The following is a 26992-nucleotide window of genomic DNA, read 5'->3' as shown; positions in this document are numbered from 1 at the left end:
CTATCGATTAGGTGCGGTCTGCTGAATTGGAATTTGAATGACAAACTCAGTTCCTTTACCGAGGGTCGAGAAACATTCGAGTTTACCTTTATGGGTTTCCTGAATAGCTTGATAACTAATCGACATCCCTAGTCCTGTACCTTTGCCTACAGGCTTTGTTGTAAAGAACGGCTCAAAGATTCGTCGTTTCACCTCTTCAGGAATGCCAACACCGTTATCTGCGATCGCAATTTGCACCCAGTCTGAGCCAACCTTTGAAGTCCGAATTGTAATGCAACGTAGCTCCTGTTGTCCCTGAATGTCCTCCAGTGCATCAATTGCATTCGCAAGAATATTCATCAATACCTGATTGAGTTGTCCAGCGTAGCATTCGACCTGGGGTAAGTCGCCGTAGTCCTTGATAATCTCGATCGCGGGTCTTTGTGGCGTTGGTTTAAAGCGATGTTGCAAAATTAACAGCGTACTTTCAATGCCCTCGTGAATGTTTACGGATTTGAATTTTGCTTCGTCTAGCCGGGAAAAGTTGCGTAAAGACAGCACAATGTCGCGGATGCGATCCGTTCCCAACTGCATTGAGGCTAATACTTTCGGGAGATCGGCTTGCAAAAACTCCAAATCAATCTCCTTAGCCCGTGTTTGAAGTTCAGGGCGATGAGGGGAAGCAGATTGCTGAAATAACTGTACAAGTTCTAATAAATCCTCAGTGTATTCCTGTACATGACGGAGGTTGCCATGAATAAAGTTGACCGGATTGTTAATTTCGTGGGCAACGCCTGCCACCATTTGCCCCAAACTCGACATCTTTTCGCTTTGAATCACCTGAGCTTGCGTCCGTTGTAATTCGACTAATGTGTTTTTGAGTTCAGCAGTGCGTTCTTCCACTCGGTCTTCTAAAGCTGCATGACTGTTTGCCAGTGCTGTGAAAGATTCGCGTACCTGTCCCGCCATGTGGTTAAAGGAGTGGGCAAGCAGATTCAGTTCTTGAATGTTGCCTTGTTGAACCGTTTGTTTTAAGTCACCCGATGCGATCGCTTGGCTTGCCTGGTTCAGATTCGCGATCGGACGTGCAATCCACCGAGCCGTCAAGATGCCGCTGACTGTTGCGATCACCAATGCTCCCAGGCAAAGCAAGATTGTCGTCTGCGTATTGGCGTTGATTTGTGCCATGAATGCACTTTCTGGGACTGCCATGACGACCCACCACTCTAGACCGTAGGCATCACGCCAGGGTAATAGATGCACCTGATAGGATTCGCCCTGAGAATTGAGTTTTAGCTTCTGGGTTTCCTCGATCGCGGGGAAATTGGCAATTTGAGGCTGAAGTTGCTTTGCAATATTTTGTACGACTGGATTGGAACTTTCTGTAGCTTTGAGGCGCTTGATTTCATTATTCACGACCTTAAACGGTTGCTTCTGCCCCGAATTGGCAACCAACATCCCATTCCGCTCCAGGATAAAGACTTCTCCAGAGCGACTGATATCTAGGGTGCGTAGAAAGTCGCTCAGTTTCAATAAGTGGATATCGACCGACACCACACCGAGCAATTTTTGGGTTGCATCGTAAACCGGACGACTTGCCGACGCTGCAATATACGGAGGATAGGCTGGATCATAGTAAGTATAGATATGAGTCCAAATCGGTTTACCAGCTTTGACAGGTTCTGTGTAGACAGGCATATTTAGCGTGTCCCAAGTCCCGGTATAGACGGGTTGAGTCGGGTTGCCATCCTGATCTGTCAAGTAAGTCGTCATATTTTTCGGCAAGCTTGGCGTTTTGACTGCGGCATCGTCCAGCGTTACGGTTTTACCGTCATAACGAGCCGCTCCAGTCGCTGCTCCACTGGGTAAACTGAGAGCGATGTAGGTCACGTCAAAGGACTGCATTTGCTGCCAGAAAAATTTGCCAATTGCTTTACGGTCGTTGACATCAAACAATCCCATCCGCAGCGCATTCGCATTGATGTGATTGATCTGATGGGGAATTGCCAAGTGGCTGTCTAAATGGTGATCAACCTCGCTGCTAGTTCGCTCCATTAATCGATTTGCCAAATCTTGAACCGCCTTTTCGCCATTCCTGAACGACAAGTAGCCAACCAATCCGACTGCACCAAAGATTTGCACCACGAAGGGAATGATCAAAACTAGCTGGAGCGGCAATGCTCGAACTTTTCTGGTTGCTTGCTGGCGCTTAGGAGAAGAAAATAGCGAGTTCATGAGCTTTTTGAATCAGGTTAATGCAGCGATCGCATTCACTGACTGAATCTCTGGAGAATTACAACAGTCAAGCGCGGCGATCGGAAGTGACCTTCCAAGGGTTCCCTAGAATTTGGTTTGAACCCAAGCGCGATTTGCAAGAGTTCTCTGATGACACACACCCGCCATTTTCTTTACAAACCTTGATTCACAGGGAATAATGAATCAGCTTTTTGGCGCATTCACCCGGCATTAGTGTTTAACCATTTATGGCTATCCAACAATTTCTTCAAGCGATCGTTCAGAAATTCACTCCGCTGACTCTAGCGGTTCCCTTACTCGTGTTAAGTGCCTGTGGTTCTGCCCCAACGACTTCGCAAGCACCTACATCCACGGTCAGCCCAGCCTCGACCCGTTCTAATCCTGACGAGAAAGCGGCGCGATTTGCCTTGATTATGAATGGTCCGCCTACAGATAAGTCCTGGAATCAGAGAGCCTACGAAGCTGCTCAAGCACTCAAAGCCAAAGGGGTCGATGTGGTGGTGTCTGAATCCATCTCTCCGGCTGATGTTGAGCGGGTGTTACGGCAGTATGCCGAAGCGGGATATAGCCCGATCGTGGCGCATTCTTTCAACTATGGCGATGCAGTTTTCAAAGTTGCGAAAGAATTTCCGAACATTAATTTTGCGTGGGCAGGTGGTATTAATAAGACCGCAGCGAACGTGGCGGACTATGATCAGCCGTTCTATCAAGGAGCTTATTTAGTTGGATTAATTGGCGGTCAGTTATCGAAGACTGGGAAGCTGGGAGCCTTGTATGGATTTGATATTCCGGTTTGCCATGCGATGGGAGAAGCAATGCTGGCGGGCGCAAAGACGGTGCGACCTGACGCGACGTTGACCGATGCGGCAGTGGGAAACTGGGATGATGTGGCGAAAGCAAAAGAAGCGGCATTGTCTCAAGCAGAAACCGGAGTTGACTTCTGGATTGGTTGCGGACAGGGACCCACTCTAGGGCAAATTGAGGCAGCGAAGACTAAGGGCGGATTTGCCACGGGGTACGTTGGGGATATGTCTTCGATCGAGCCAAACGTTGTGGCATCAAATCTAGTTTGGAATATGGAGCCGCTGTTTACCCGAATGATTGAAGATACCAAGGCTCAGAAATTTACCAGTCAGTTCTACAAAATGGCGGTTGCAGAAGGTGTAATCAATGTGGAGGTGTCACCCGCATTCAAAGACAAGCTGACTCCAGAGCAGCTTAAGGCGATCGAGGCAACCCGCGCCAAAATTGCTTCTGGCGAACTGAAAGTGCCGTTTGTTCCAAAGTAGGTTTAAGGGGCGCTGAACGTTCTGAACAGGGTATGAGTTAACTGCGACTATGGTGCTTTCTGGGTTGAATTCAGTCGATAGTCTAGCGATCGAAATGGTTGGTATCACCAAACGATTTCAAAAGGTGATTGCCAACCAAGCGATCGACTTTAGTGTGAAAACGGGCGAAATCCACGCGCTACTGGGCGAGAACGGTGCTGGGAAAACCACCTTGATGAACATTCTCTGTGGACTCCACGAGCCTGATCAAGGAGAGATTCGAGTGCAATCTCAGGTTGTGCGATTTCGATCGGCAAAAGATGCGATCGCGGCTGGAATCAGCATGGTACACCAGCATTTTATGTTGGTTGAATCCTTCACTGTTGCAGAAAACATTGTTCTGGGACAATCGCGTAAAGTATTGCGAGAAAATCCAAAGCGCCTGTATTCTCGCTTACAGCAGTTAGCGGATCGGTATGGACTGAAAATCAACCCAGCCGCGCAAATTTGGCAGCTTTCGGTCGGGGAACAACAGCGCGTTGAGATTTTGAAGGCACTGTATCGCAATGCCAAAGTTCTCATTTTCGATGAGCCAACGGCAGTCCTAACGCCTCAAGAAGCTCAAGATTTAATGACCACACTCAGGCAGTTAGCGGCTCAGGGAACCTCGATTATTTTTATTTCTCACAAACTGAATGAAGTAATGGCAGTGTGCGATCGCGTGACTGTTCTGCGCGATGGTCAAGCGGTGGCAACAGTGGCAACTCAAGACTGCACCGAGCGCGAACTCGCGCAACTAATGGTCGGTCGAGACATCGATTCAACTCAAAAAACTTCATCACAAGTGCAGAGTTCAACGCCTGGACTTACTTTGAAAAATCTCTGGGTTAAGAGCGATCGCGGTTTTCCAGCACTGAAGGGAATTGATCTCGTGATTCAGCAAGGTGAAATCGTGGGGGTGGCTGGCGTTGATGGCAACGGGCAGCGCGAACTCGAAGAAGCAATCATCGGACTGCGATCGCTCAAACAAGGAGAAATTTGGATGAGCGGCAATCTTGCACACATTCCCAGCGATCGATATGCGATGGGATTGCTGACCGATTTCTCGATCGCAGAAAATTTAGTGCTGAGAGATGTTCAATCTTCCTCCTTTCAACAGAAAGGATTGTTGCGTTGGCAGTTCATCTTCAAATATGCCACTGATCTTGTGCAGCGTTTTTTGATTCGAGCTTCTTCGGTCAAGATGCAGGCTGGAAAGCTCTCAGGTGGCAATGCTCAGAAAGTTGTGTTTGCGCGTGAACTAAGTCGCGATCATCAAGTGCTACTCGCTGCCCAACCGACACGAGGACTGGATATCGGAGCAACTGAGTTTGTTCATGCACAGCTTTTGGCACGGCGAGAGGCGGGAGTTGCAGTGTTACTGATTTCGACTGAACTGGATGAGATTTTGAAACTCAGCGATCGCATTGCTGTTTTGTATGAAGGTGAAATTGTTGCTGTGATCGATGCCAAAGCTGTGAACTTGCACGATTTGGGGTTGTTGATGGCAGGAAAGAAAGGAGGGAACTTTGCTGAATTCTAGTTCTGCGCTTCCACAATCCTCGATTTGGTTACGACTTAAGTTTCTAGCTCCGATCCTCGGCGCATTTTTAGCTTTGTTGCTAGGTGGAGTCTTGCTGCAATTGAGTGGGGCAAATCCAGTACAAGCTTATCAAGTGATGTTTATGGGTGCGTTTGGGGGAGCGCGACAGTGGACTGAAACGCTGCTAAAAGCCACGCCGCTACTCATCATCGGATTGGGAATGACGATCGCGTTTCGGTGTCGAGTTTGGAACATTGGAGCCGAAGGACAATACTATCTCGGCGCGTTGTGTGGCAGTCTGGTTGCACTGACTTTTCCTAATCTGCCTGCGGGATTGTTGATTCCATTGATGTTAATCGCTGGCGTTTTCGGTGGTGCATTGTGGAGTGCGATCGCTGGATTGCTTCATCTTCTACGCGGCATGAATTTGATTATTTGCACCTTGATGCTGAACTATATCGGCATTCTCATCGTTCAGTATGCAGCGCGAGTTCCGCTAAGACAGCCAGATGGATTCTTACCGGAATCCGCACAGTTCAGCAGTAATGCTCAAATTCCCGTCTTGGTTGGAACTCGATTGCATTGGGGCATGGCGATCGCGCTGTTGCTCGTTGTTGGAGTCTACCTTTTGCTGTGGCATACACCGCTAGGATTTCATCTTCGGGTCGTCGGATCGCGGCTGAGTGTAGCTCGAAGTGTGGGCATCAATACGAGCCGGAGTATCTTGCTGGCATTAATGATGAGCGGTGGATTAGCTGGACTTGCTGGCATAATTGAAGTGAGCTATACCTATACTCGGTTGAAAGGTGAAATCTCAGATAGCTATGGATTTAGTGGAATCTTAGTTGCGTTACTCGGTCAACTTCATCCGATCGGGGTTTTGATTGCAGCTATTTTATTTTCTGCCTTGATGGTTGGGGCGCAGTCGTTGAATGTGATGCTACAGATTCCCGCTTCTGCGGCTCAAGTGATTCAAGCCCTAGTCGTGCTATTTGTGCTGGCGGGTTCTGCATTCGCAAATCGTCGATCGTGAGGTAGTTATGCCCTGGGAACAAGTTCTAACCTGGAGTTTTTTTATCGCATTGCTCACGGCAGGAATTCGATTCGCCGTGCCCGTCTTATTAGCGGTATTGGGCGAGATCATTACAGAGCGATCGGGCGTGATGAATCTTGGCTTAGAAGGTGTGATGCTGGTCGGTGGACTAGCAGGCTTTGGGGTTGCTGTGAGCCTTGAACAAGCGACAGGAAATGCGAGTCTCGCGGCATGGGGTGGGCTGACTGCCGGATTGCTCAGTGGGGTGCTGATGGGTTTGCTCATGGCAGTGTTAACGGTGAGCTTGAAGACGGATCAAGTTGTGACAGGAGTGACGCTTGTTTTATTTGGTCAAGGATTGACGGCTTATCTGTTCCGATCGCGAATTGGACTGTCTGGAACGCGGGTGCAAGGACTAGAAACTTGGGCAATTCCAGGACTCTCGAACTTACCGATCGTCGGTGAGATTTTGTTCAATCAAACTGCGATCGTTTATCTCACAGCCCTTCTCGTCTATGTTTGCTGGTTCTTCTTGTTTCGCACAACTGCGGGGCTTTCTCTAAGAGCAGTGGGCGAGAATCCAACTGCCGCAGAGACTTCAGGATTAAGTGTCGATCGCATTCGTTATCTCGCTGTGATTGCGGGTTCTGCCTTAACAGGCTTAGGGGGTGCAGTGTTAACTGTCGTTCAACTCAGACTGTTCACTGAGGGGATCATGGCGGGTCGGGGTTGGATTGCGATCGCACTGGTGTTTTTCTCGCGTTGGCAACCTGCCTGGGCACTCTTCGGCGCACTGTTATTTGGAGTCGCGGACGCTTTGCAATATCGAATTCAAGCATTGGGAGCAAAAGATCTCCCCTATGAATTCCTGCTCATGCTTCCCTATGTGTTAACGCTTATGGCACTATTACGAGGAACAGATCGGAGTGAAACGCCCGCATCGTTGGGGACTCCTTACATTAAACAAGACCGCTGATAGACGCTCCTGGAGTGAACCGATGATTGATCCAATTTTCTGGAATGACTGGCATCCGATCGCACGATCGAGGGATCTCAAGCCTGGAACCATTCTACGATCGCGGTTGTTAGACACTGATATCGTACTTTGGCGTGGAAAAAATACCGACGCGATCGCATGGGAAGATCGCTGTCCTCACCGCAGTGTAAAACTTTCGGGAGGGACAATTGTTGACGATACCTTAGTTTGTCCTTACCACGGGTTAGCTTACGACCCTAGTGGGCACTGTGTGAAAGTTCCGGCTCATCCTAATTACACTGCTCCAAAACAGGCTTGTGTAAAATCATTTGCGGTTGAAGAACGATATGGAGTCGTCTTTGTGTCGCTCGGCAATCCGTCTCAACCCGTCGTACCGTTTCCAGAGTGGGATGATCCGAGCTATCGAACCTATCTAAGCGGTGGGCATTACTGTCGGTGTAGTGGATTACGGGCGATCGAAAACTTTCTAGATGTAGCACACCTGCCTTTTGTTCATGCTGGAATTTTAGGAGAACCTGACCAAGCGGTGATCGAAGACTATGAAGTAATGTCGATCGACACAGGTATCTACATGAAAGATATCAAGATCTGGCAGCCTGACCCGGATGGAACGGGGCGAGGTGGTGTTGCAGCCTATGATTATTGGACAATTCGACCTTTAACAGTGGCACTCCGTAAACAAAGAGCAAGCGGACAAACGATGGTGTTACTTTACTATGTCACTCCGGTTTCTGAGGAAGAGTGTATCGGCTGGATGTGGGGAACGTTGAATTATGCCCATGACATTCCTGAAGAGGTTATGGTGGCATTTCAAGACAAAGTGATTCTGCAAGATGTGGATAACTTAGAATCCCATAATCCAAAACGATTGCCGCTCGATCTACAAGCAGAATTTCATCTGCCTAGCGATCGTGCTTCTTTGGGTTATCGCAAGTGGTTGAAACAGTTAGGAGTCACTTACGGAGCCATTTCATAAGCATTGTTGTTTGCTCCCCTGAACGGATTTAATTTTTGACTTGCTTTAGGGCAGCAATTGTTGTCCATAACAGGTTGCAGGGAAGCTTAAAGAAAGTATAAAAGCTTGCAACAAATCCTATGGTTATGCTTCCTGGGTATGAAATCGTTGAGAAAATCTACGAAAGCTCAAAGACGCTGGTTTACCGGGGAGTTCGATCGAATGATCAGAAACCAGTCGTGATTAAAGCACTTAAAAATCAGTACCCAACGCCAAGAGAGATTGCTGTGTTTCGGAAGCAGTACAGTTTGGCGAACCATCTTGGCATTCTGGGAATTGTTCGCCCGTACAGCTTAGAAACCTATGAGAATCAATGGACGTTAATTTTAGAAGATTTTGGTGCAATTTCTCTGAGAGAGTATTGCAGGACGAATTCTTTTGACTTGAAGGAATTTTTGTCGATCGCGATTCAAACGACTGAAATTCTCGGAGAACTGCACCGAAATCGCATCATTCACAAAGATCTCAAACCTGCGAATCTATTGATCAATCCAACGACTGGACAGATTAAGATCACTGACTTTAGTATCGCGTCTATTCTGCCAAAAGAAAATCAAACGCTTATTAGTCCCAATGGATTAGAGGGAACCTTGCCTTATATGTCGCCAGAGCAAACCGGGCGAATGAATCGGGGCATTGACTATCGCAGCGATTTCTACTCGCTCGGAGTCACCTTCTATCAACTGCTAACCCAGCAACTTCCTTTCATTAGCAATGATCCTTTAGAGCTTGTTCATTGTCACCTCGCAAAACAACCGATCTCGCCAGCACAACTTAACTCAGCAATTCCAATTTCTTTATCAGATATCGTAATGAAGCTGATGGCGAAAATGGCAGAAGATCGCTATCAAAGTACAACTGGATTACTGCATGATCTTGAGGTTTGCCAGCAACAATTCCAACTTCACGGCACGATCGAGCCATTTGCTCTCGCCCAACAAGATTTTTGCGATCGCTTATCCATTCCCGAAAAATTGTATGGACGAGAAACGGAAGTCGATCAACTGCTAACCGCTTTCGATCGAGTCGCTCAATCAGGATTCAGCGAGTTTCTGCTGGTCAGTGGCTATTCTGGGATTGGTAAATCGTCTTTAGTGCAAGAGGTTTATAAGCCAATTGTGCAGCGACGAGGGTATTTTATTGCTGGAAAGTTTGACCAACTTCAGCGCAATGTTCCCTACTCCGCGATCGCGAGTGCATTTGGATCGTTAGTACAGCAACTTCTGACGGAAAGCGAAGCTCAACTGCGCGACTGGCGAGAAAAATTAGCGATCGCGCTTGGCTCAAATGGACAAGTCATCATTGATGTCATTCCAGAACTAGAGCAAATCATCGGCAAACAGCCCGAAATCGCCGCATTAAACCCGACTGAAGCACAGAACCGTTTCAATCGTGTGTTTCAGAACTTTATTCGTGTGTTTTGCCAACCAGAGCATCCTTTGGTCATCTTTTTTGATGATCTACAATGGGCGGATTCTGCAACCCTTCGTCTGATTAAGCGATTGCTGAGTGACTCACAAACCCATCATTTGTTTCTAATTGGAGCGTATCGAGATAACGAAGTCAGTGCGACACATCCCTTAGTCCTGCTTTTGGAAGATTTACAATCCCAGGCGGTTTCGATTCATCAAGTTACGTTGAAACCGCTCTCATTGCATCATGTCACTCAGTTAATTTCGGATACTTTGAAAACGTCTGAAGTCAGTCCGTTAGCAGAGTTGATCATGCGAAAAACGGACGGGAATCCATTCTTTATCAATGAGTTTCTCAAAACTCTGCATCACAATGAACTTCTGCGGTTCGACTTTTACAAGAATTCCTGGCAATGGAGCTTAAGTGAGATTGAAACGCTCAACATTACGGACAATGTTGTTGAATTGCTAGTTGATCGATTGAGAAAGCTACCAGAGGTAACACAGCAAGTGATTCAATTCGCTGCCTGTATTGGAAATCGCTTTGATCTCAGAACACTATCGATCGTATTGCAATCTTCAACGCTTGAGACAACCGCGCAAGCCCTATCGATCGCAGTTCAACAAGGCTTAATTGTCCCACTTTCTGCTCTAGAAATTGTTCAAAGCGATACGACAGATCCTATTTTAGTCAGCGATCGCTATAAGTTTCTGCACGATCGAGTACAACAAGCCGCTTATGCACTGATTGACGATCGCGACAAACAAGCCGTACATCTCCAAATTGGAAAGCTTCTTTACGCCAATGCAGCCTACAACGAATCGAGTGAGCAACTCTTTGAACTGGTAGGACATCTAAATCTGGGACAAGCACTGATTACCCAAGCTGATGAAAAGACTCAGTTAGCGCATTTGAATGTGCAAGCAGCGATCAAAGCAAAACAAGCAGCAGCCTACTCCGTCGCTCAAGAATGCTTGATCAATGCTCAGAACAATCTTGCAGAAGCAGCTTGGTCAGAGCACTATGAATTGATGTTTGCCCTACATCGAGAGCAGGCAGAAATTGAGTATTTACTGAGTAATTTCGAGCAGTCTGAACGCTTGATCGAAACTACCTTGAAACAAGCAAAATCTGCCCTTGAGAAAGCAGAAATTTACCAACTGCTGATCGTTCTCTACACAATGCAAGGAAAATATCAACCTGCGATCGAGACTGGACGAACGGCGCTTTCATTTTTCGACATTGATATCCCTCGAACAGATTTACACAAAGCCTTTGAAAACGAACTAGCGATCGCGAAAACACAACTCGCCCAGCAAAAGATTCCAGCATTATTGGATCAACCAGAAATGGTGATTCCAGAGAAAAGAGCCGCTGCGAAATTGCTCACAACATTAGGATCGCCGACTTACTTTTCTAATCAGGATCTCTGGCTAATTTGTGTGATGAAGTTAGTCAATCTTTCTTTGAAACATGGGGTGCTTTCAGAATCTACCTATGGTTACTCTGAGTATGGATTGATTCTAGGATCAATGCTGGGTGACTATCAGGCAGGCTATGAGTTCGGACAACTCAGCCTAAAAATCAGTGAAAGATTTAACAATCAAGCGGAAAAATGCAAAGGCTGCTTGGTCGTGGGTGGTTCAGTGAATCACTGGATTAGACCCCTCAAAGAAGATGCTGAAATTTTCATGGAAGGGTATCAGGCTGGCTTAGAGTCCGGTGAGCTTCAGTTTGCGGGCTACAATATTGCCCATCAAGTGATTAATTTATTCTACCAAGGAGCCGACTTAGATTCCCTGCAAGACAAGCTTCTCGACTATCTAGAGTTTACGGAACAAACACAAAATCAGCTTGCAAAAGATATGCTGCTTGCCTGTCAGCTAATCTTTCACAGTTTACAAGACTGTGATGTTAGACAATGCAAGTTTGAAACGAAAAACCTAAGCGAGACTGAATATTTGACAGCGTGTGAGAAACGATCGAGTTTTGCTGCGATCGGCTTCTTCAAGATTTTCAAAGCTCAAATTTTGTATCTGTATGGTTGTTTTGAGGATGCTCATCAGTCTATCGAGGAAGTAAGGCAACTTCTTAACTATCTTCCAGGCTGTATCTCGCTTGCTGAATTTAATTTCTACGACTCGTTGATTTTAGCTTCACTGTACCCAACTGCCAGTGAGTCTCAAAAAATCGAATACTGGCAGCAGATCACAACGAACCAACAGCAGATGAAGATTTGGGCAGAGACCTGTCCAGAGAACTTTCGGCATCAATATCTATTAGTCGAAGCAGAAATGGCTCGATTGCAAAATGATTCAATGACCGCGATCGACCTTTATGATGAAGCGATCGCACTTGCAAAAACAAACGGATTCGTGCAAGATGCGGCATTAGCAAATGAGCTATCTGCGAAGTTTTGGATTGCTAGAGGAAAAGAGAAGCTTGCCCAAATTTACTGGAGTGATGCTTATCATCTCTATCAATCTTGGGCAGCCTCTACTAAACTTGCAGATCTAGAACAGCGCTACCCTCATCTTCTAAGGTTAGGGCAGCCGATCGTTGAACCATCCCAAATCGCGGACGAAACTTTATCCATCACTCATATTTCTTCAACCAGCACTGGCAGCACCCAGATTCTCGACCTCAGTACCATTCTGAAAGCATCTCAAGCAATCTCCCAGGAAATTCAACTCGATCGACTGCTTGAAAGCTTGCTAAAAGTGATACTGGAAAGCGCTGGAGCAGAGCAAGGAGCTATCCTTTTGCCAGAAGATGACTATTGGAACATCGCAGTTCAAGGAAATAGCGATCGCACAGATATTACACTCCAGCCGCTTACCGACGCAATGCTATCCCTATCGATTGTTCAGTATGCGGCTCGCACCCAACAGAGGCTAGTGATTCATGATGCCACCAAAGAGCCAATCTGTGCGGCTGATCCCTACGTATTGGCACATCAACCGAGATCAATTCTCTGTTTTCCGATTTCTCACAAGAGCAAACTATCGGGGATTATTTACCTAGAAAATCGGCAAACAACGGAAGCGTTTAACCGCGATCGCTTAAAAGTTTTGTCTCTTCTTTCCACGCAGATTGCGATTTCTCTCGAAAATGCTACGCTCTACCAAACCTTACAAGCTTCCGAAGCTCGTGAACGCGATCGTGCTGAACAATTAGAACAATCTCTCCAGGATCTTCAAAATACCCAAGCGCAACTGATTCAAACTGAGAAAATTTCGAGCTTAGGTCAACTTGTAGCAGGTGTAGCCCATGAAGTTAACAATCCTGTCGGCTTTATCGCAGGAAATCTCAATCATACAAAGCAGGGAGTTGAAGATTTAATTGGGTTAATTCAGTTATATCGTCAATTTCATCCTCAACCTGGAAAAGAGATTGAGAATGAAATTGACGCGATCGATTTGGATTTTTTAATCACAGATCTGCCTCAAATGATTAGCTCGATGAAGTTGGGAACAGATCGAATTAAGGAGATCATGCAATCATTGAGAACTTACTCCCGTGTGGATGGCAGCGAGAAACAACTTGCAAATCTGCACAAAGGGATTGATTCGACCCTCATGATTCTCTCGCATCGCTTGAAAGCAACTCCCGAACATCCAGCAATTCAAGTGATCAAAGAATATGGTGATCTACCCGAAGTTCCTTGCTTTGCAGGTCAACTGAATCAGGTGTTTATGAATTTAATTGCGAATGCGATCGATGCTTTAGAAGAAGCAAATCGAGGCAAGAGTTACGCAGCATTGGAAGCGAAACCCAATTGCATTACTATCCGAACCAGCGTTGAAAACAATTCTGCGGTTGTTCGGATCAAAGACAATGGCGCGGGTATGCCACCTGAAGTTCAACAGCGAATCTTTGAAGCCTTTTTTACCACAAAACCGGAGGGCAAAGGCACAGGGCTAGGTCTTCCCATTTGCTACCAGATTGTTGAAAAACATGGAGGACAATTAAGCTTGATATCAGCGATCGGTGAAGGTACAGAATTTATTATTAAAATTCCAGCAGATTGTTGATGCTTGCCATCTTTCCTCAGTTCAAACTCCTGCACCCAGATCAAAGCATAGCCCGCGCCAAACTTGCCTTGTCTTTCCTTTGCGTGTCAACTTCGGTTTGAGAACTTCGACCCCCTTCTCGAAGGTTTCACGTCTCACTCCGCACTTGCGTTTGAACGATTTTGGTCGCAGGTGTTGAATCGCAAGCTTCGCTGCACGTAGTGTTCGTACATTTAACTCGCCTCCTGAGCAGGATCTATCCCTTCTTTCGGGGTTTGGGACACCGCTCAGGATTCATACAGGAGGTCTAGTGGACTTCGTTCTATTAGCCCCGAATTGATTCCGGGACGGGTGAGTGCAAGAAACGATACGTTTCAAATGCTGTCTAAGGCTCTCGCATCACATAACCGACTCCGCGAATCGTATGAACTAAACGATTTGGATTGATTGCCTCTAATTTCAGCCGTAGCGCCCGTACATAGACTTCAATAATGTTCGACTCACCCATAAAGTCATAACCCCAAACCTTTTCAAGAATTTGGTCGCGAGTGAACACTTGACGAGGATGGCTCAACAGTAGCTCTAGCAAATCGAATTCTTTTGCGGTTAATCCAATCAAGTGCGTGCCTCGATGCACTTCATGTGTGAGACGATTTAAGCTCAAGTCTTCAAACTCTAAAATATCTGGTTCTTCAGGATGAATGCGGCGCAGACGTGCTTTGACTCTTGCTAATAGTTCTTCGATGCTGAAGGGTTTCGTCACATAGTCATCTGCTCCTGCATTTAGACCTGTCACGCGATCGGGTACTTCATCTCTTGCAGTCAACATAATAATTGGTGCTTGAACACCTGTTTTCCGCAACCGCAAACACAAATCTAAGCCAGAGATCCCCGGAAGCATCCAGTCTAGGATCAATAAATCCGGTTGAGCATCACGGGCGATCGATAGACCCTCTATGCCGTTAGAACTAACAGTAACCTGATATCCTTCTAAGCTGAGTTCTGTTTTGACAAACTCAGCCAATCTGGGGTCATCTTCAACTAAAAGAATGCGGTCAGTCATAGTGCTGGTTTCCAGAGCGGCAAAGTTATTGTAAACGTACTGCCCTCTCCGGGTTTAGAGCGGAGTGTAATTCGTCCATTCATACCTTCGATCAAGCTTTTGGCGATCGCTAATCCCAATCCAGTGCCGTCTCTAGAACGAGTCATCGCTTCATCTACTCGGTAAAATCGTTCAAAAATGCGATGTTGATGCGATAAGGGAATGCCAATCCCGCGATCGCACACATGAATCATGGCACACTGTCCTGTTTTCTCTAGCACTAACTCAATAGGTTGATCTGAGCTAGAGTACTTGATCGCATTATCGACTAGATTAATCAGAACTTGCTGGAGACGGTCTTGATCGGCGCAGGTGATAACATCCTCATCGGTGGATAGTACTGTGATGGGGCGATTGCTCACCTTTTGGCTCATTGCTGTTACTTCTATCACCAAGGTGTTTAGCATAACCGGATTTAGCCGAAAGTGTAAGTTACCACTATCTGCCCGCGCTAGATCTAGCAAATCTTGCAGCATTCGGATGGTGCGATCGGTTTCTGCGGTAGCAGTTTCTAGGGCTTGTCGCTGATAGTCGCTAAGGTTTGTACTTCGTCGCAGTAGGCTTTGAAGATAGCCCAGAACAACGGTTAAAGGGGTACGTAATTCGTGGGAAACATTGCCGACAAACTGGCGCTGTTGTTCCCAAGCACCAGAAAGCCGAAACAACATCTCATTAAAGGCTTGTGCGAGTCCTAACACTTCATCTGGTGCGCGATGGAGTTGCAGTTTGGCTCCAGTCAAATTATCTGCCAAGTCATCCGCAGAAATAGCACTTGCAAGCTGGCTCATCTGTTCAAGAGGCTGCATTGCTTTGTGAATTCGTTTAGAAATTGCTGCAATCAATCCCCCGATCGCTAATAAACTCACAATCAATAACTGCCAGAGTCCAGCGTTTAACTTTTGCTGATCTTCCGTAATATCTTGCGCCAGATAGAGCTTGCCATAGGCTTTACCGTTGATCGCGAGTGGACTGCCACAGAGAACGATATCTCGATCGCCAAAGCGAACAACTTGCGGCTTTTCGGGCACTTGAGCGAGGGTTTCTACACTTTGGATCTCAGGAGAGGTCTGACTGATTCCAGCAGATTGTGCAAGCAGTTTGCCGTCTGGATTTTTCACCCATACTGCTAATCCAGGTTTTGACACTTTGAGGATGGTGCGATCGAGTCCAGTTTCGATCGCACCCATTTCACTGTAAAGCTGAATCTGGTCAGGAAAGCGCGTTGCAATATACTCTAGTGTTTGCTTGTGAGCCGCTACTAAATTTTGCTCCATCTGCCAAGCTGACCAAACTGCGACACTACCAAGCCCCAAAATTGAGAGGGCGACTAATTCCGAGGTCAAGCGAAACTGAAGCGAGGAGGTGGAAATTCGCTTGCCTGTGAACGAGGTGATCGCTCGAATGAGTCGGCTCAGTTTCATAGTGGCATCAAGAGTGGGGAGAGCATTAGAAGTTTTTGGCAGTGCCTTGAATGGGGTCAAATTCAAACCGTCGATCGTAGTTCGTTTCACCATAGAGATTAAAGCTAATCGTGGGTTCATTGTCGATCGCTTCAATGTGATGAATGGTTTCTGGCATCAAGCAGAGAATGTCCCCCGGCACGAGTATTTGTTCTTCTACAGGTTTAATGCGATCGAGCAGTTCTGGAGTGGGAGAACGCTGCCAGAATGTGTTTTTTTCTTGTCCGCTCAGTAACGCGACCAATCCCCAACTCGCATGATTATGCACAGGTGAAGTGATACCAGGTGACCAAGCAACTAACTGAACAGTCAGCGGAAAAAATGGCTCATCATATAACATCGATACCGCCCAACCTGTCTCAGGATCAGGCTCAAGTAAGGGTAATTGCAACCAGGAAGAACTCATCAATAACTGGCGCACTAACGGACAGATCGCTTGCAGGCGTAGCTGATCATCAGTGATACGATTTAACACATCTTCCAACTCAGTGAGAAAGCGGTAGAGTCGGTAAGGCTGAATTAATTCTTCAGCTTGATCAACCTGCCAAGCTTGGCACTGTCCTTCATCGGTTACAAACCAGTTTTGTCCTGTCATCGTTGATTTTCGCTATCAGGTCAGAGAATCGATCGTTATGCTCCTTACTTTACAAGAAAGATACAGGATAAATGTGATGCTTAGATAATACTAAGATGAGTTTTTGCTGAAAAACCGGAAACGCTCTTTGGTGACTGCTTTTCATCAAAAAATCCTGGAATTTTATCTAGTCTCCATCTCGCTTTCATCTGAGACTCATTTTTCTAAAGTTTAATCCAAATGTCAGCAGCGGGAAAATCTGAATTCCTGTCCTGCTGAAAAGGTTGGAGCGTTAAGCTCTACCTTTCTGCTTTTGCCCATATTTTTGCTCACAGTCTGGTCTAGAATCTTGAGGTTGAATAATATGCGTAAACAGTTGGCATCTTGGGTTATTTTGAGCGTCAGTAGTTTAGCGATCGCAGGTTCACTTATCACTGCAAACTCCGCTAGAACATCTGCTGCTCCGGTTCAGATCGCCCAAGCGAATCAGGGTAGAACAGTTGGGGGACCTTTGGCAAAGCAACTGCAAGGCAAGCCCGTTGTCGTTGATATCTATGCCAGTTGGTGTCCTGCTTGCAAGAATGTTGCACCCACATTGTCTCAACTGAAACAGGAGTATGGCGGAAGAGTTCACTTTGTGGTGCTAGATGTAAGCGATCGAGCCAAAGCCACCCAAGCAGAAAACCGAGCGAGAGAACTAGGGCTGGGGCAGTTTTTCTCAGCGAATAAATCGCAGACGGGCATGGTTGCCATCATCGATCCAGCAACGGGGAGCATTCTGACGCAGCAACGTAATAATGCAAACAAGTCTGCTTACACGTCTGTGTTAAATGCCGCGCTGTCCCGTCGATAAGGAAGTCTCGGCGTTGAACTCCCTGAAGAGGGAATCGCGCCAAAATCTACAGTTTTTTGAGGAGAAATTGCCATGAAGATTCAATACTTTTCTACACTTGCAGTTGTTTCGCTACTAAGTTTAGGGGCAGTAGTCGGTTGTTCAAGTCCTGATGCAGCAAAGACATCTGCTAACACTAGCACGAGTACTGAAGTGAAAACGAACCCATGTGCAAGCAAGGCGAACCCCTGTGCAAGCAAAGCGAATCCATGTGCAAGCAAAGCGAATCCATGTGCAAGCAAGGCGAATCCATGTGCTTCTAAAGCAAACCCTTGTGCAAGCAAGACGAAATCAGTCGGCGCACCTCTCACACAAGAGCTACAGGGAAAACCCGTTATCGTTGATATTTATGCTAGTTGGTGCCCTGCTTGCAAAAACATTGCACCTACGGTGTCCCAACTGAAAAAGAACTATGAAGGGAAAGTCAACTTTGTGGTGCTGGATGTGAGTGATCAGACGACATCTGCTGAAGCCGAAGCAAAAGCAAAACAGCTTGGACTCGGTGAATTTCTAGCAGCAAACAAAGCTCAAACTGGCATGATTACCATCATTGATCCTGCTACGGGCAAAATCCTCGCACAACATCGTAACAATGCAAATCTAGCAGATTACACGGCTGTTCTTGATCCGGCTCTCACTCAGTAAATTTGGTATGAGGAAATGCTTAATTTGCCACTCCTAAATGCAAGGAAATATTTATGACTCGAATTCCTCGATCGACAACAGAGCCGAGTCCGCCGCGACGCTCTAAAGCACAAAAGAAATGGCTCATTTACAGCAGTTTGGGATTGCTTGCTCTGATTCTAGTGCTGACATTCGGATCAACCATCAGTCATCCGATCGAACAGATTATCTCGATCGTCGAAAATCGTTATCAACAGTGGTTTGATCAACAAGATACTGCGAATCCCGTCGTATTGTTGCCTTTAGCCTTCGTTGGAGGAGTTCTTGCAAGCGTCTCACCGTGTATTTTGGCACTATTGCCAGTTAACCTCAGCTACATCGGCACTCTCAACATTAAATCCCGTTGGGATGCGGTTGTAAAAGCAGGCTCGTTTGTTCTAGGAGCCATCACGATTCTCAGTTTATTTGGTTTAGTCTCCTCCTTTGCTGGAGCCGTCATGGTGGAGTATCGAGGCTATATCAATGTCATTGTCGGGCTAATTATGGCAATAATGGGGCTATGGTTAGTCGGAGTGATCAAACTGCCTTTGCCACAGACGGAGATGAAAATCCCGATCGCAGGTCCGTATGGAGTTGGGCTGACATTTGCCTTGGTCAGTTCTCCCTGTGCCAGTCCGGTGCTATTTGCAGTACTGGCGGCAGCAGCAGCTACAGGTTCTCAAGTTCTAGGCACATTAACAATGGTGAGTTATGCACTAGGGTATACTATTCTGATTTTTCTAGCGAGCTTGTTTACTGGATTTGCAAAGCAAAGTAAGCAATTGCTAAAACATTCTGAAGGAATTATCCGCTTCGGCAGCGTAGCGCTGATGATAACTGGAGCCTATTATCTGTTCATGGGCGCTCGATGGTTTTTAGGAGGCTAGGGAGAAACGATCGACAATCTAAGCTCTTGTTGTCTGCTGCATCAGGAAACGCGCTGTCATTGCTGTAGCGGTCGTTGTCATGATTTTTGACGAAGGGCTTAACGAAGCCTGTCAATGGTCGCTCCGTTACTTAAACTGGAACTAAAACCGAGAGAAACTCGATCAATTCAAGTCAATTTTTACTAAGTAGATGGGTGAGATCAATGCGTAAGATGCGTTTCGACTCCGCTCAACGCGCAACACCCGATTCTTCGAGGGTTGAGCGGAGTCGAAACCCAAACCCAACGAGTGGTTTAATTTGGCTCTCCTACTTACCCGCCCGATTCGACTCCGCCACAAGCCCTTTCAGTAGACCTCCTGTACGAATGCCTGGGCGAATAGAATTCGCGGCTAAACAAACGAAGTCCGCCCCATGCGGACTAAGAAAAAAGGCTGTGAGTGCGCGGGGCGGCACACTTTGTCTGTATCGCTCCGAATTCCATTCGGTGAGCATTTTCGATTCGTGCAGAAGGTCTAGTGACTACAGAACTGCCGAAGCCGTCTTTTTAGCGATCTGCTGAGAATGAAAGCGATCGCTAAAAAGACGGTCTCGGATGATGTCTAGAACTCTCCTGCTCAAGCTGCCATTCTTTAAAGGGGCGTTTTAAAGGTATTGAGAAACATGTCGCTGCGGTTGCATCCGCCCGTGATTGCAAATCACAGTCTATCAGTGCGAAACTCGTTGAAACGGGGTGAAAGCCGCTTCATGACGATGCTTTAGTCCGTTTCTAACGGACTTTGTTTTGTTAGACCGTGGTTTCTAATCACGGGCGGGTGAATGCCATAAACGATACTTTTCAAACACCCTCTAAAAGTAAATTCTCAAGGCGATTTAGCTCCGTCCGCTTTGCCACAGTATTGCTCGAACTGCTCAACTACTTCAGCGATTTGGTACGGCAGCGATTGTAGAGCCGTGTAATTGCTATCAGCTGCTTCACTCGGCTCTGTTGTACTGACGTAATTGGCTAAATTGTCATGACCCGATTTGATGTCTTCTAGTAGTTGTTGCTGAAGCGCTTGAAGTTTGACATCCTGATACTGCTCACTATTCAACCGCTGCATCTCATTCCTAAGAATTTTCAGCGTATTGAGCATAATTTTTCGTCGAGTTGTTTCATCAGGCTCGAATGTGGAGAAATTTTGGTTGAATTGAATGAGTCCCGCTTCAAATCGTTGGCATTGAGTTTGTTTTGTCTCGATCGATTGAGCATTGATTGCCCTGATATTGCTAACAGAAGTTATTGCAGCAACCAAAGCAAGAAAGTGATAAAGGATCTTCATGGTGGAATAGAATGTGTCTTACTGAAACTTTAGCAGTTGACTTCAGAGCTTTAGTTTACTAGAAGCCGAATTCTGAACTGGTACGTTTGAGAAAAAACGATTTCGTAAAATTGCAACTGTTCGCGATCGCAAAACTCTATACCCAGTTGAAAAATTCTGAAATTCCCTCGAATTAGCTTAAACACTAGGTTTCAACGGTTTATGATCGGGCTTCTCTCTTCGATTCCATTCATCGCAGTTCCCGCAATGACTCAAACTGCTTGTCAAATTTTCTATCCTCCAGGACTCTCCGATCGGTTGACTCGTTTGCCGATTTCATCAGAGTTTGAATAGCAGATTCGAGCAATCTGGCAAGCTGAAATCGCGATCGAGTTTCTTCGCGCCAATCGTCCGGATCGTCTTGACCAAATTAACTCCACGAGAGCGGCAGATTGCAGAATTAGTGGCTCAAGGGTTGACCAATGCTGAGATCGGCGCTCAACTCTGGATCACTCAAAATACTGTGAAGCAAACCCTGAAACGGATGTTTTGCAAGTTGAATGTTTCTGCTCGTGCGGAATTGGTGGCAAAGCTTTTTCGCGCTTGAGGCTCGATCGACAGTAGATTTTTCAGTGATTCAATCTGGAAAAGTTGAGGTATCGTGTGAAACACACGATTGCATAAATAAGGATACCTGCAATGTCTCAAGAGGTTGTTGGTTGGCTGAATGAAGTTAAAGACTTACAGCAGCAAGTCAAGGCGGCGAAAGCTGCGGAACAATCGGCACACGCCAGTATAGATAATTGGCGGAAACGCTATGAAATTGAAGCTCAACAGCGTCGGACAGAAACTTTGGCGTTGCAGAAAACGATCGCTGAATTGCAAGCAGAAGTCGATCGATTAAAAAATCCGCCAACCGTGACTGAAATCGATAGCGAAATTGCTCAGTTTCAAACGGTAGCGGAATTGCGATCGAAATTAGCTGAAGTCTGGAGCGATCGTAATCAACTTGCTGAAGATTTCAAGGCGGAACAATTCAGTCATGCTCAAACTCGCAAGAATCTCACAACGGCTTTGGGTGACACCGTGGATATGCTCTCAAAGTTGAAGCAGACTTAATTCAACTGTCGTCCGCGCCATGTCCAGCCCCAACCCGTTACGGTTTTGACGATCGAGGTTAATACGATCGCACAAACTAACAATCCGCCAACTCCGATCGCCCACCAATATTGAGTTGAAATTAGCGTATAAGGTTCGCTTCTGAGGCGGATGACATAGTGTTGGAAAAGTGCGATCGCGCTCAATCCAAAAGTTAATCCAGTCGCGATCGTGAAACCAGAGAGCGCCAATTGTGAAAGTGCGATCGCCATTCCAATAAAGGGCATGGAAAAAATGAGGAACGTCACAAACACACAATAGAACGCAGCTTGATAGTTTCGATTCGAGCCTTCAAACCAATTCTTTGTCCAACCTTCCCAGAGTGCAGAAAACGATCGATACATCTGCACTTCAGCCAATCCGCGACCTAACCCATACCAGAGTCGAAAGCTTTGCTGTTTGATTCGGCGACCTAATTCAACATCTTCGACTACGTAATCATGAACAGCGGCATGACCTCCGATCGCATCATACGCACTGCGGCGGAATAGCATAAATGGACCCGCTGCAAATGCGGTTTCTGACATCGGATCATTTACAGGCGCGAAATCGAATCCAACTGCTAATAGAAATACGACGATCGGTTGCACGAGCCATTCCGACCAATGCCGACAGAGAATGACGACTGCCAATGAGAGTAGATCAATCTTTTCTTGTTGAGCAAATGCGATCGTTCTTTCAATGCTCTGGGGTTTCAGTCGCACATCCGCATCGATAAACAGCAAAAACTCGCTCTCAACCTGTTTCGCAGCTTGGGTACACGCCCAATTCTTTCCCACCCAAACTTCTCCTGCGGGACGTTCTCCAGCCGACATCAATTTCAATCGGGCATCCTGGCGCGAATCTTGGAGAAGTTCTACGATTTGCTTTGTTGCATCGGTAGATTGATCATCGACGACCCAAACTTGGAGTTGATCAACTCCGATCGCTGTACTTTCTAAAACCGATGTGACACAGGCTTCAATATTTGCGGCTTCGTTGTATGCCGGAATAATCACAGCAACTTTGGGAAAATCAGCGATCGGCGATTCAGAAATCACAGGTGCAGCTTTCAGAGCACGATCGAGTTTTCCAGAGAAAATCGTGATTGCCACGATCGAAACAATCACTATCAACGAAACGAAAATCATGCCGAACCTACAACGCTTTTATCCCAGCGTATAAGATCCGTTGTATTTTTGAGAGAGAAGAATACCACGATCCGCATTGTCAACGACCCAGCACTAAAGTGACTGGGCTTCCAGCCTAGAGACTTTAGTTTCAGTTGACCAGACTCAGCCTTTGGGCTACGTTTTCTCAGTCACGATACCGATAAATGCGTCGCTAGTTTGTCGCTCTATCGCTTGTGGTTAAACATCTTTATTTGGGTTAAGGACGTGCTGCAAGCCGAACAAGCTGAGAAAACCTTGTCGAAGCGAACATTACCCCGTAAGGGCGTTTCGTCGCGATGCGTACAGGGCGAACGATTTGAAACGGTAATTGTCCCGTTGAAAGTGCAATACAAAAGCACCCCGAATCAAGTCACTCCAAGGCGATCGCGACACACCAAAAACACTGACGGATGTAGGCGGTTTTAACCGCCTACTGTTTGTTCCTCTCAGCACTGAAGTGACTGAGTTTCCCAAACTACCACTGTTTTTTATGAAAAAGCTCCTCCTAACCGTCTGCCGGGGCTGGCTCCTTGCTTTAGTTCTCTCTCTATCGCTTTGGGCTACTCCCGCGCTTGCCACCAGTTTGTATGAAGTTCCACCAGTCTCCGATGCGCGAGTGGTTGATTTGGGCGATATCATCAGCCGATTTAACGAAAGCAAACTGAATGAAACCCTGAATGATCTGGCAACGAAAACAGGTCAAGAAGTTCACTTTGTCACGATACGGCGACTTGATTATGATGAAACGGTTCAATCCTTTGCGGATAAGCTGTTTTCACAATGGTTTCCAGATGCGGAAGAACGGGCAAATCAAACGCTGGTTGTTCTAGATAGCATCACGAATAATTCTGCGATCGTCACGGGCGAAAAAGTGAAATCACTCATGTCGGATGAGATAGCCACCAGTGTCGCTCAGGAAACGATGCAGGTTCCCTTGCAAAAAGGCGATCGCTATAATCAAGCGTTTTTGGATGTCAGCGATCGATTAGTGGCTGTCTTATCGGGTGAGCCTGATCCGGGTCCGCCCGTGGTTGTCGATAACATCAAAACCGAAGGAACCTTTGCCTCGCGAGAAGAAACCGCGAAAAGTAATGCCATTCCTTGGGTGATTGGCTTATTGATTGCTGCGACTGTGATCCCGATGGCGACCTACTACTGGTATGTTCGCTAGAAATCAACGAGTCTCTGACTTTTAGGGCAGTACTCGTATCCAAAGACACACCTTAAGACAGAACAGAAGTTTTACCCGTGGCAGATGGGTGCATCAGGCGGATTGATTTAGGGTTGTATTACTCACAAGGATTTAGGTAACGCAAATCACGAAGTTACCAAGGTTCGATTAATACATCCCCTTTAGAAGCTATGTACGCACCCATTTGGACGGGAAGAGTCTATCCGTTAGGCGCAGCCTGGGACGGAAAAGGAACCAACTTTTCGATCTTTTCTGAACACGCAACTGGAGTCGAAGTTTGTCTATTCGACAAGCAAGGTTCGGAACTACGATTGCCATTGTACGAAGGCGAGAACTATCTTTGGCATGGTTACGTTCCAGGAATCGCACCAGGACAGCGGTATGGGTTTCGAGTACATGGAGAATGGAACCCAGAGCGCGGACATCGATTCAATCCGAATAAGCTCTTGATTGATCCGTATGCAAAAGCGATCGAGGGCAATGTCCAACACGGTGAAGCAATCTTTAGCTATCGTTGGGATGATCCCGCTGGAGATTTAGGTTTTTCTGATTTAGATAGCGCCTCCCTGATGCCAAAGTGCATTGTTGTGGATCAATCGTTTGATTGGGAAGGCGATCAGCTTTTGAGAACTCCCTGGAACGAAACGGTAATCTATGAGATGCACGTGAAGGGATTTACTCAGAAGCATCCGAACATTCCAGAAGAGGTACGAGGAACCTATGCGGGAGTTGCACATCCAGCCGCGATCGCACATCTTCAATCACTTGGAATTACAGCAGTCGAATTGATGCCTGTTCACCACTTCCTCGCACATCCTGGACACTTAGAAAGTAAAGGCTTAACGAACTATTGGGGTTACGATTCGATCAACTATCTCTCACCCTATTCGGGATATAGTTCTGATAAGACTCCGGGCGCACAAGTGCGAGAGTTCAAAGAAATGGTCAAAGCTCTGCACAAAGCTGGAATCGAAGTTATCTTAGACGTGGTTTACAATCACACTGGTGAAGGAAATCATGCAGGTCCAATGCTCTCACTGCGAGGCATTGATAACAAAACGTACTATCGCTTAGTAGAAGGGAATGAGCGGTACTACATGGATTTTACTGGATGTGGTAACTCGCTTAATGTGCAAAGCCCCCAAGTGTTAAAGCTCATCATGGATAGCTTGCGCTACTGGGTTACAGAAATGCACGTGGATGGCTTCCGGTTTGATCTGGCTTCTGCACTTGCACGAGACTTGTATGAAGTAGATAACTTAGCCTCGTTCTTCGATATCATTCACCAAGATCCGATTCTGGCAGATGTAAAACTGATTGCAGAACCTTGGGATATTGGGGATGGTGGCTATCAGGTTGGAAACTTCCCGGTGCTGTGGTCAGAGTGGAATGGTCGCTATCGAGATGAAATGCGCGACTTCTGGCGCGGACAAGATGGCAAACTGGGCGAGTTTGCGTATCGGTTTACTGGAAGCTCTGATCTCTATCAGTTGAATGGTAGAAGACCTCACGCCAGCATCAACTTCCTCACCGCGCATGATGGTTTCACACTGCGAGATTTGGTGAGCTACAACGAGAAACACAATCAGGCGAACGGAGAAGACAATCGCGATGGCGAAAGTCATAATCGATCGTGGAATTGTGGCAACGAAGGCGAAACAGATGATGCTGAAGTGCTAAGACTGAGAGAACGTCAACAGCGCAATATGTTGTCCACTTTGATGCTGTCTCAAGGCATTCCAATGATTGTGATGGGCGATGAAATGGGTCGCACTCAGTCGGGCAATAACAATGCTTACTGTCAGGACAATGAGCTTTCTTGGTTGGATTGGGAATTGTGCGATCGCAATGAAGACCTGCTCAATTTCACTCGCGAACTGATTCATTTCCGCCACGAACATCCCGTTTTCCGTCGTCAACGCTGGTTCCAAGGACAAGCGATTCATGGCTCTAGTGTGAGTGATATTGCTTGGTTTAATCTGGATGGCAACGATATGACCTGTGATCAATGGTGTAACGGGTACTCGAAAGCGATTTCGGTGTTCTTAAACGGAAATGAATTGCCCGATCGAGGTCCCAAAGGTGGACGGATTCGGGACAACAGTTTCCTATTACTGTTCAATGCTCACTGGGATATGCTCGAATTTGTGTTGCCTGCTCGATTACGTCAGCGCAAATGGTCGGCGATTGTTAATACGAAAGAGCCGAGATTTGTTACCGAGAAGATCACGTTTTCAGGAACGAAGAATGTTCCGGTAATGGGTCGATCGCTCGTTGTATTGCAATCAGGGATCTAAGTTGATGTGTAGGGGGTGCTTTCATCTGGAGTAACCCCTACTCTGAGTGCTTCACAGTGGAATGAAGGTAATTTGATCAACGTGATCTCCTTCCAAGGAAGCACTTGCAAGAATCGCTAGAGAGTCAAGAATTAGTCCCATACTGGCATTCCGACGAAATACGAAAATACCTGGAACATGGCGACCCTCTGATAAGTGATCTGCTAGATGAACAGGCATCGATCGACGATTGTTCGTGACCAAAATGTAATCATTCTCTTCGCACCAACACAAGATTTCAGGATCTTTTGTTCCATAGGGAGGTGCGTTTTCATCTCCCACTTTCAGAACTTCTAAATCGGGTTGACGTGCTAATAGCTGAATCCGGTATTCATTTGCCAAGTTCTCATCGAATAGGTATCTAATTTTCACTGCGAAACCTGTTCCACTGAACGTTGTTGCTCAATGATTTGGCGCAATCGTAAAATCTGTGGAGATGGATTTGTATCTTGCTCTATTGCTGCACGATCTGTCTGTTCTATCCAATCCGTAACGTACTGCCCAACCGTCTTTGGATCGTGTAAGTAGTACAAAATCGTGGCGTAAACTTGTTCCAGGGTCACGCTTTCAAATTGTTCAGAGATTGCTTCGGGAGCTTCGGACAAATAGAGATAGGGGTACAGAATATGCTCGATTCCAACTCGTGTTCCTTTTAGTCGAATGTCGATCGAACTTAGAAACTCAAAATAATCTTCAAGCAACATCGCAATTTCCTTAATTTA

Annotated in this window: 22 protein-coding genes and 1 pseudogene; 14 read left to right on the top strand and 9 right to left on the bottom strand. The window is 46.4% G+C overall.

What is annotated here, in order from left to right:
* Nucleotides 1-2214 (bottom strand): ATP-binding protein, encoded by a 2214-nt coding sequence (locus ACQ4M5_RS04775; RefSeq protein ID WP_430674461.1) that lies wholly within the window; start codon nt 2212-2214, stop codon nt 1-3.
* A 248-nt stretch (nt 2215-2462) separates the two neighbouring features.
* On the opposite strand from ACQ4M5_RS04775, the gene ACQ4M5_RS04770 reads away from it, so the two are divergent.
* From ACQ4M5_RS04770 to ACQ4M5_RS04745, 6 genes are all read left to right on the top strand, one after another.
* On the top strand, nt 2463-3524 hold the full coding sequence (locus tag ACQ4M5_RS04770) for a BMP family protein (protein WP_430674460.1): 1062 nt from the start codon (nt 2463-2465) through the stop codon (nt 3522-3524).
* A 49-nt stretch (nt 3525-3573) separates the two neighbouring features.
* Entirely contained in the window at nt 3574-5085 is a 1512-nt protein-coding gene (locus ACQ4M5_RS04765) for an ABC transporter ATP-binding protein (RefSeq protein WP_430674459.1), read from the top strand.
* Entirely contained in the window at nt 5072-6118 is a 1047-nt protein-coding gene (locus ACQ4M5_RS04760; protein ID WP_430674458.1) for an ABC transporter permease, read from the top strand. Before ACQ4M5_RS04765 ends, ACQ4M5_RS04760 begins: the two co-directional genes overlap by 14 nt.
* A gap of 7 nt (nt 6119-6125) precedes the next feature.
* On the top strand, nt 6126-7094 hold the full coding sequence (locus ACQ4M5_RS04755; RefSeq protein WP_430674457.1) for an ABC transporter permease: 969 nt from the start codon (nt 6126-6128) through the stop codon (nt 7092-7094).
* A gap of 22 nt (nt 7095-7116) precedes the next feature.
* Nucleotides 7117-8091, top strand: coding sequence for a Rieske 2Fe-2S domain-containing protein (locus tag ACQ4M5_RS04750; RefSeq protein WP_430674456.1), 975 nt, complete (start codon nt 7117-7119; stop codon nt 8089-8091).
* A 119-nt stretch (nt 8092-8210) separates the two neighbouring features.
* A complete protein-coding gene (locus ACQ4M5_RS04745; RefSeq protein WP_430674455.1) occupies nt 8211-13577 on the top strand; it encodes a trifunctional serine/threonine-protein kinase/ATP-binding protein/sensor histidine kinase in 5367 nt (1788 codons plus the stop codon).
* Between the two features lie 364 nt (nt 13578-13941).
* On the opposite strand, the gene ACQ4M5_RS04740 is transcribed toward ACQ4M5_RS04745, so the two are convergent.
* From ACQ4M5_RS04740 to ACQ4M5_RS04730, 3 genes are read right to left on the bottom strand one after another with little or no spacing between them, the layout of a single operon-like run.
* Entirely contained in the window at nt 13942-14619 is a 678-nt protein-coding gene (locus ACQ4M5_RS04740; RefSeq protein ID WP_430674454.1) for a response regulator transcription factor, read from the bottom strand.
* Complete coding sequence (locus ACQ4M5_RS04735) at nt 14616-16172, bottom strand: ATP-binding protein (protein WP_430674453.1); 1557 nt, start codon at nt 16170-16172, stop codon at nt 14616-14618. Before ACQ4M5_RS04735 ends, ACQ4M5_RS04740 begins: the two co-directional genes overlap by 4 nt.
* Nucleotides 16105-16713 (bottom strand): cupin, encoded by a 609-nt coding sequence (locus ACQ4M5_RS04730; protein WP_430674452.1) that lies wholly within the window; start codon nt 16711-16713, stop codon nt 16105-16107. Before ACQ4M5_RS04730 ends, ACQ4M5_RS04735 begins: the two co-directional genes overlap by 68 nt.
* Before the next feature lie 343 nt (nt 16714-17056).
* Between ACQ4M5_RS04730 and ACQ4M5_RS04725 the strand changes: the two genes are divergently transcribed.
* On the top strand, nt 17057-17545 hold the full coding sequence (locus ACQ4M5_RS04725) for a thioredoxin domain-containing protein (RefSeq protein ID WP_430674451.1): 489 nt from the start codon (nt 17057-17059) through the stop codon (nt 17543-17545).
* Nucleotides 17546-17625: 80 nt separating this feature from the next.
* On the opposite strand, the gene ACQ4M5_RS04720 is transcribed toward ACQ4M5_RS04725, so the two are convergent.
* Nucleotides 17626-17895 carry a hypothetical protein gene (locus ACQ4M5_RS04720; protein WP_430674468.1) on the bottom strand — a complete coding sequence of 90 codons (270 nt, stop codon included), beginning with the start codon at nt 17893-17895 and terminating at the stop codon, nt 17626-17628.
* Nucleotides 17896-17908: 13 nt separating this feature from the next.
* On the opposite strand from ACQ4M5_RS04720, the pseudogene ACQ4M5_RS04715 reads away from it, so the two are divergent.
* Together ACQ4M5_RS04715 and ACQ4M5_RS04710 are read left to right on the top strand one after the other, a co-directional pair.
* Nucleotides 17909-18229 (top strand): annotated as a pseudogene (locus tag ACQ4M5_RS04715) (TlpA family protein disulfide reductase); the annotation flags it as partial.
* Nucleotides 18230-18282: 53 nt separating this feature from the next.
* The gene (locus tag ACQ4M5_RS04710) at nt 18283-19134 is read left to right on the top strand and encodes a cytochrome c biogenesis CcdA family protein (protein ID WP_430674450.1); all 852 of its coding nucleotides are present in this window, start codon (nt 18283-18285) and stop codon (nt 19132-19134) included.
* 861 nt (nt 19135-19995) lie between these two features.
* Here the strand turns inward: ACQ4M5_RS04710 and ACQ4M5_RS04705 are convergent.
* Nucleotides 19996-20454 (bottom strand): hypothetical protein, encoded by a 459-nt coding sequence (locus ACQ4M5_RS04705; protein ID WP_430674449.1) that lies wholly within the window; start codon nt 20452-20454, stop codon nt 19996-19998.
* A gap of 201 nt (nt 20455-20655) precedes the next feature.
* Here ACQ4M5_RS04705 and ACQ4M5_RS04700 point away from each other — a divergent pair, with 201 nt between their 5' ends.
* From ACQ4M5_RS04700 to ACQ4M5_RS04690, 3 genes are all read left to right on the top strand, one after another.
* Nucleotides 20656-20787 carry a hypothetical protein gene (locus ACQ4M5_RS04700; RefSeq protein ID WP_430674448.1) on the top strand — a complete coding sequence of 44 codons (132 nt, stop codon included), beginning with the start codon at nt 20656-20658 and terminating at the stop codon, nt 20785-20787.
* Complete coding sequence (locus ACQ4M5_RS04695; RefSeq protein WP_430674447.1) at nt 20780-21040, top strand: response regulator transcription factor; 261 nt, start codon at nt 20780-20782, stop codon at nt 21038-21040. Before ACQ4M5_RS04700 ends, ACQ4M5_RS04695 begins: the two co-directional genes overlap by 8 nt.
* 92 nt (nt 21041-21132) lie before the next feature.
* The gene (locus ACQ4M5_RS04690) at nt 21133-21552 is read left to right on the top strand and encodes a hypothetical protein (RefSeq protein ID WP_430674446.1); all 420 of its coding nucleotides are present in this window, start codon (nt 21133-21135) and stop codon (nt 21550-21552) included.
* Here the strand turns inward: ACQ4M5_RS04690 and ACQ4M5_RS04685 are convergent.
* Nucleotides 21549-22721, bottom strand: a complete 1173-nt coding sequence (locus tag ACQ4M5_RS04685) for a glycosyltransferase (protein ID WP_430674445.1) — start codon at nt 22719-22721, stop codon at nt 21549-21551. The two genes, ACQ4M5_RS04690 and ACQ4M5_RS04685, sit on opposite strands and share 4 nt — an antisense overlap.
* 511 nt (nt 22722-23232) lie before the next feature.
* Here ACQ4M5_RS04685 and psb32 point away from each other — a divergent pair.
* Nucleotides 23233-23913, top strand: coding sequence for a photosystem II repair protein Psb32 (gene psb32 / locus ACQ4M5_RS04680; protein ID WP_430674444.1), 681 nt, complete (start codon nt 23233-23235; stop codon nt 23911-23913).
* Nucleotides 23914-24104: 191 nt separating this feature from the next.
* Nucleotides 24105-26231: a glycogen debranching protein GlgX gene (glgX, locus tag ACQ4M5_RS04675; protein WP_430674443.1), complete on the top strand. Its 2127-nt coding sequence runs from the start codon at nt 24105-24107 to the stop codon at nt 26229-26231.
* Nucleotides 26232-26282: 51 nt separating this feature from the next.
* On the opposite strand, the gene ACQ4M5_RS04670 is transcribed toward glgX, so the two are convergent.
* The gene (locus tag ACQ4M5_RS04670; protein ID WP_430674442.1) at nt 26283-26642 is read right to left on the bottom strand and encodes a DUF5615 family PIN-like protein; all 360 of its coding nucleotides are present in this window, start codon (nt 26640-26642) and stop codon (nt 26283-26285) included.
* On the bottom strand, nt 26639-26974 hold the full coding sequence (locus ACQ4M5_RS04665; RefSeq protein ID WP_430674441.1) for a DUF433 domain-containing protein: 336 nt from the start codon (nt 26972-26974) through the stop codon (nt 26639-26641). Before ACQ4M5_RS04665 ends, ACQ4M5_RS04670 begins: the two co-directional genes overlap by 4 nt.
* Nucleotides 26975-26992 lie beyond the last annotated feature (18 nt).

Origin of the sequence: Leptolyngbya sp. AN10, assembly GCF_050565645.1 — a bacterium.
Classification (GTDB): domain Bacteria; phylum Cyanobacteriota; class Cyanobacteriia; order Leptolyngbyales; family Leptolyngbyaceae; genus Leptolyngbya.
The sequence above is the reverse complement of the archived record's forward strand: the minus strand, read 5'-3'. Positions and strand labels throughout refer to the sequence as shown.

What these genes read in the sequence shown, in the direction of transcription:
- ACQ4M5_RS04775 (WP_430674461.1), bottom strand. Translation starts at nt 2,214, where the DNA reads ATGAACTCGCTATTTTCTTCTCCTAAGCGCCAGCAAGCAACCAGAAAA.
- ACQ4M5_RS04770 (WP_430674460.1), top strand. Translation starts at nt 2,463, where the DNA reads ATGGCTATCCAACAATTTCTTCAAGCGATCGTTCAGAAATTCACTCCG.
- ACQ4M5_RS04765 (WP_430674459.1), top strand. Translation starts at nt 3,574, where the DNA reads ATGGTGCTTTCTGGGTTGAATTCAGTCGATAGTCTAGCGATCGAAATG.
- ACQ4M5_RS04755 (WP_430674457.1), top strand. Translation starts at nt 6,126, where the DNA reads ATGCCCTGGGAACAAGTTCTAACCTGGAGTTTTTTTATCGCATTGCTC.
- ACQ4M5_RS04750 (WP_430674456.1), top strand. Translation starts at nt 7,117, where the DNA reads ATGATTGATCCAATTTTCTGGAATGACTGGCATCCGATCGCACGATCG.
- ACQ4M5_RS04745 (WP_430674455.1), top strand. Translation starts at nt 8,211, where the DNA reads ATGGTTATGCTTCCTGGGTATGAAATCGTTGAGAAAATCTACGAAAGC.
- ACQ4M5_RS04740 (WP_430674454.1), bottom strand. Translation starts at nt 14,619, where the DNA reads ATGACTGACCGCATTCTTTTAGTTGAAGATGACCCCAGATTGGCTGAG.
- ACQ4M5_RS04735 (WP_430674453.1), bottom strand. Translation starts at nt 16,172, where the DNA reads ATGGTGAAACGAACTACGATCGACGGTTTGAATTTGACCCCATTCAAG.
- ACQ4M5_RS04730 (WP_430674452.1), bottom strand. Translation starts at nt 16,713, where the DNA reads ATGACAGGACAAAACTGGTTTGTAACCGATGAAGGACAGTGCCAAGCT.
- ACQ4M5_RS04725 (WP_430674451.1), top strand. Translation starts at nt 17,057, where the DNA reads ATGCGTAAACAGTTGGCATCTTGGGTTATTTTGAGCGTCAGTAGTTTA.
- ACQ4M5_RS04710 (WP_430674450.1), top strand. Translation starts at nt 18,283, where the DNA reads ATGACTCGAATTCCTCGATCGACAACAGAGCCGAGTCCGCCGCGACGC.
- ACQ4M5_RS04705 (WP_430674449.1), bottom strand. Translation starts at nt 20,454, where the DNA reads ATGAAGATCCTTTATCACTTTCTTGCTTTGGTTGCTGCAATAACTTCT.
- ACQ4M5_RS04700 (WP_430674448.1), top strand. Translation starts at nt 20,656, where the DNA reads ATGATCGGGCTTCTCTCTTCGATTCCATTCATCGCAGTTCCCGCAATG.
- ACQ4M5_RS04690 (WP_430674446.1), top strand. Translation starts at nt 21,133, where the DNA reads ATGTCTCAAGAGGTTGTTGGTTGGCTGAATGAAGTTAAAGACTTACAG.
- ACQ4M5_RS04685 (WP_430674445.1), bottom strand. Translation starts at nt 22,721, where the DNA reads ATGATTTTCGTTTCGTTGATAGTGATTGTTTCGATCGTGGCAATCACG.
- psb32 (WP_430674444.1), top strand. Translation starts at nt 23,233, where the DNA reads ATGAAAAAGCTCCTCCTAACCGTCTGCCGGGGCTGGCTCCTTGCTTTA.
- glgX (WP_430674443.1), top strand. Translation starts at nt 24,105, where the DNA reads ATGTACGCACCCATTTGGACGGGAAGAGTCTATCCGTTAGGCGCAGCC.
- ACQ4M5_RS04665 (WP_430674441.1), bottom strand. Translation starts at nt 26,974, where the DNA reads ATGTTGCTTGAAGATTATTTTGAGTTTCTAAGTTCGATCGACATTCGA.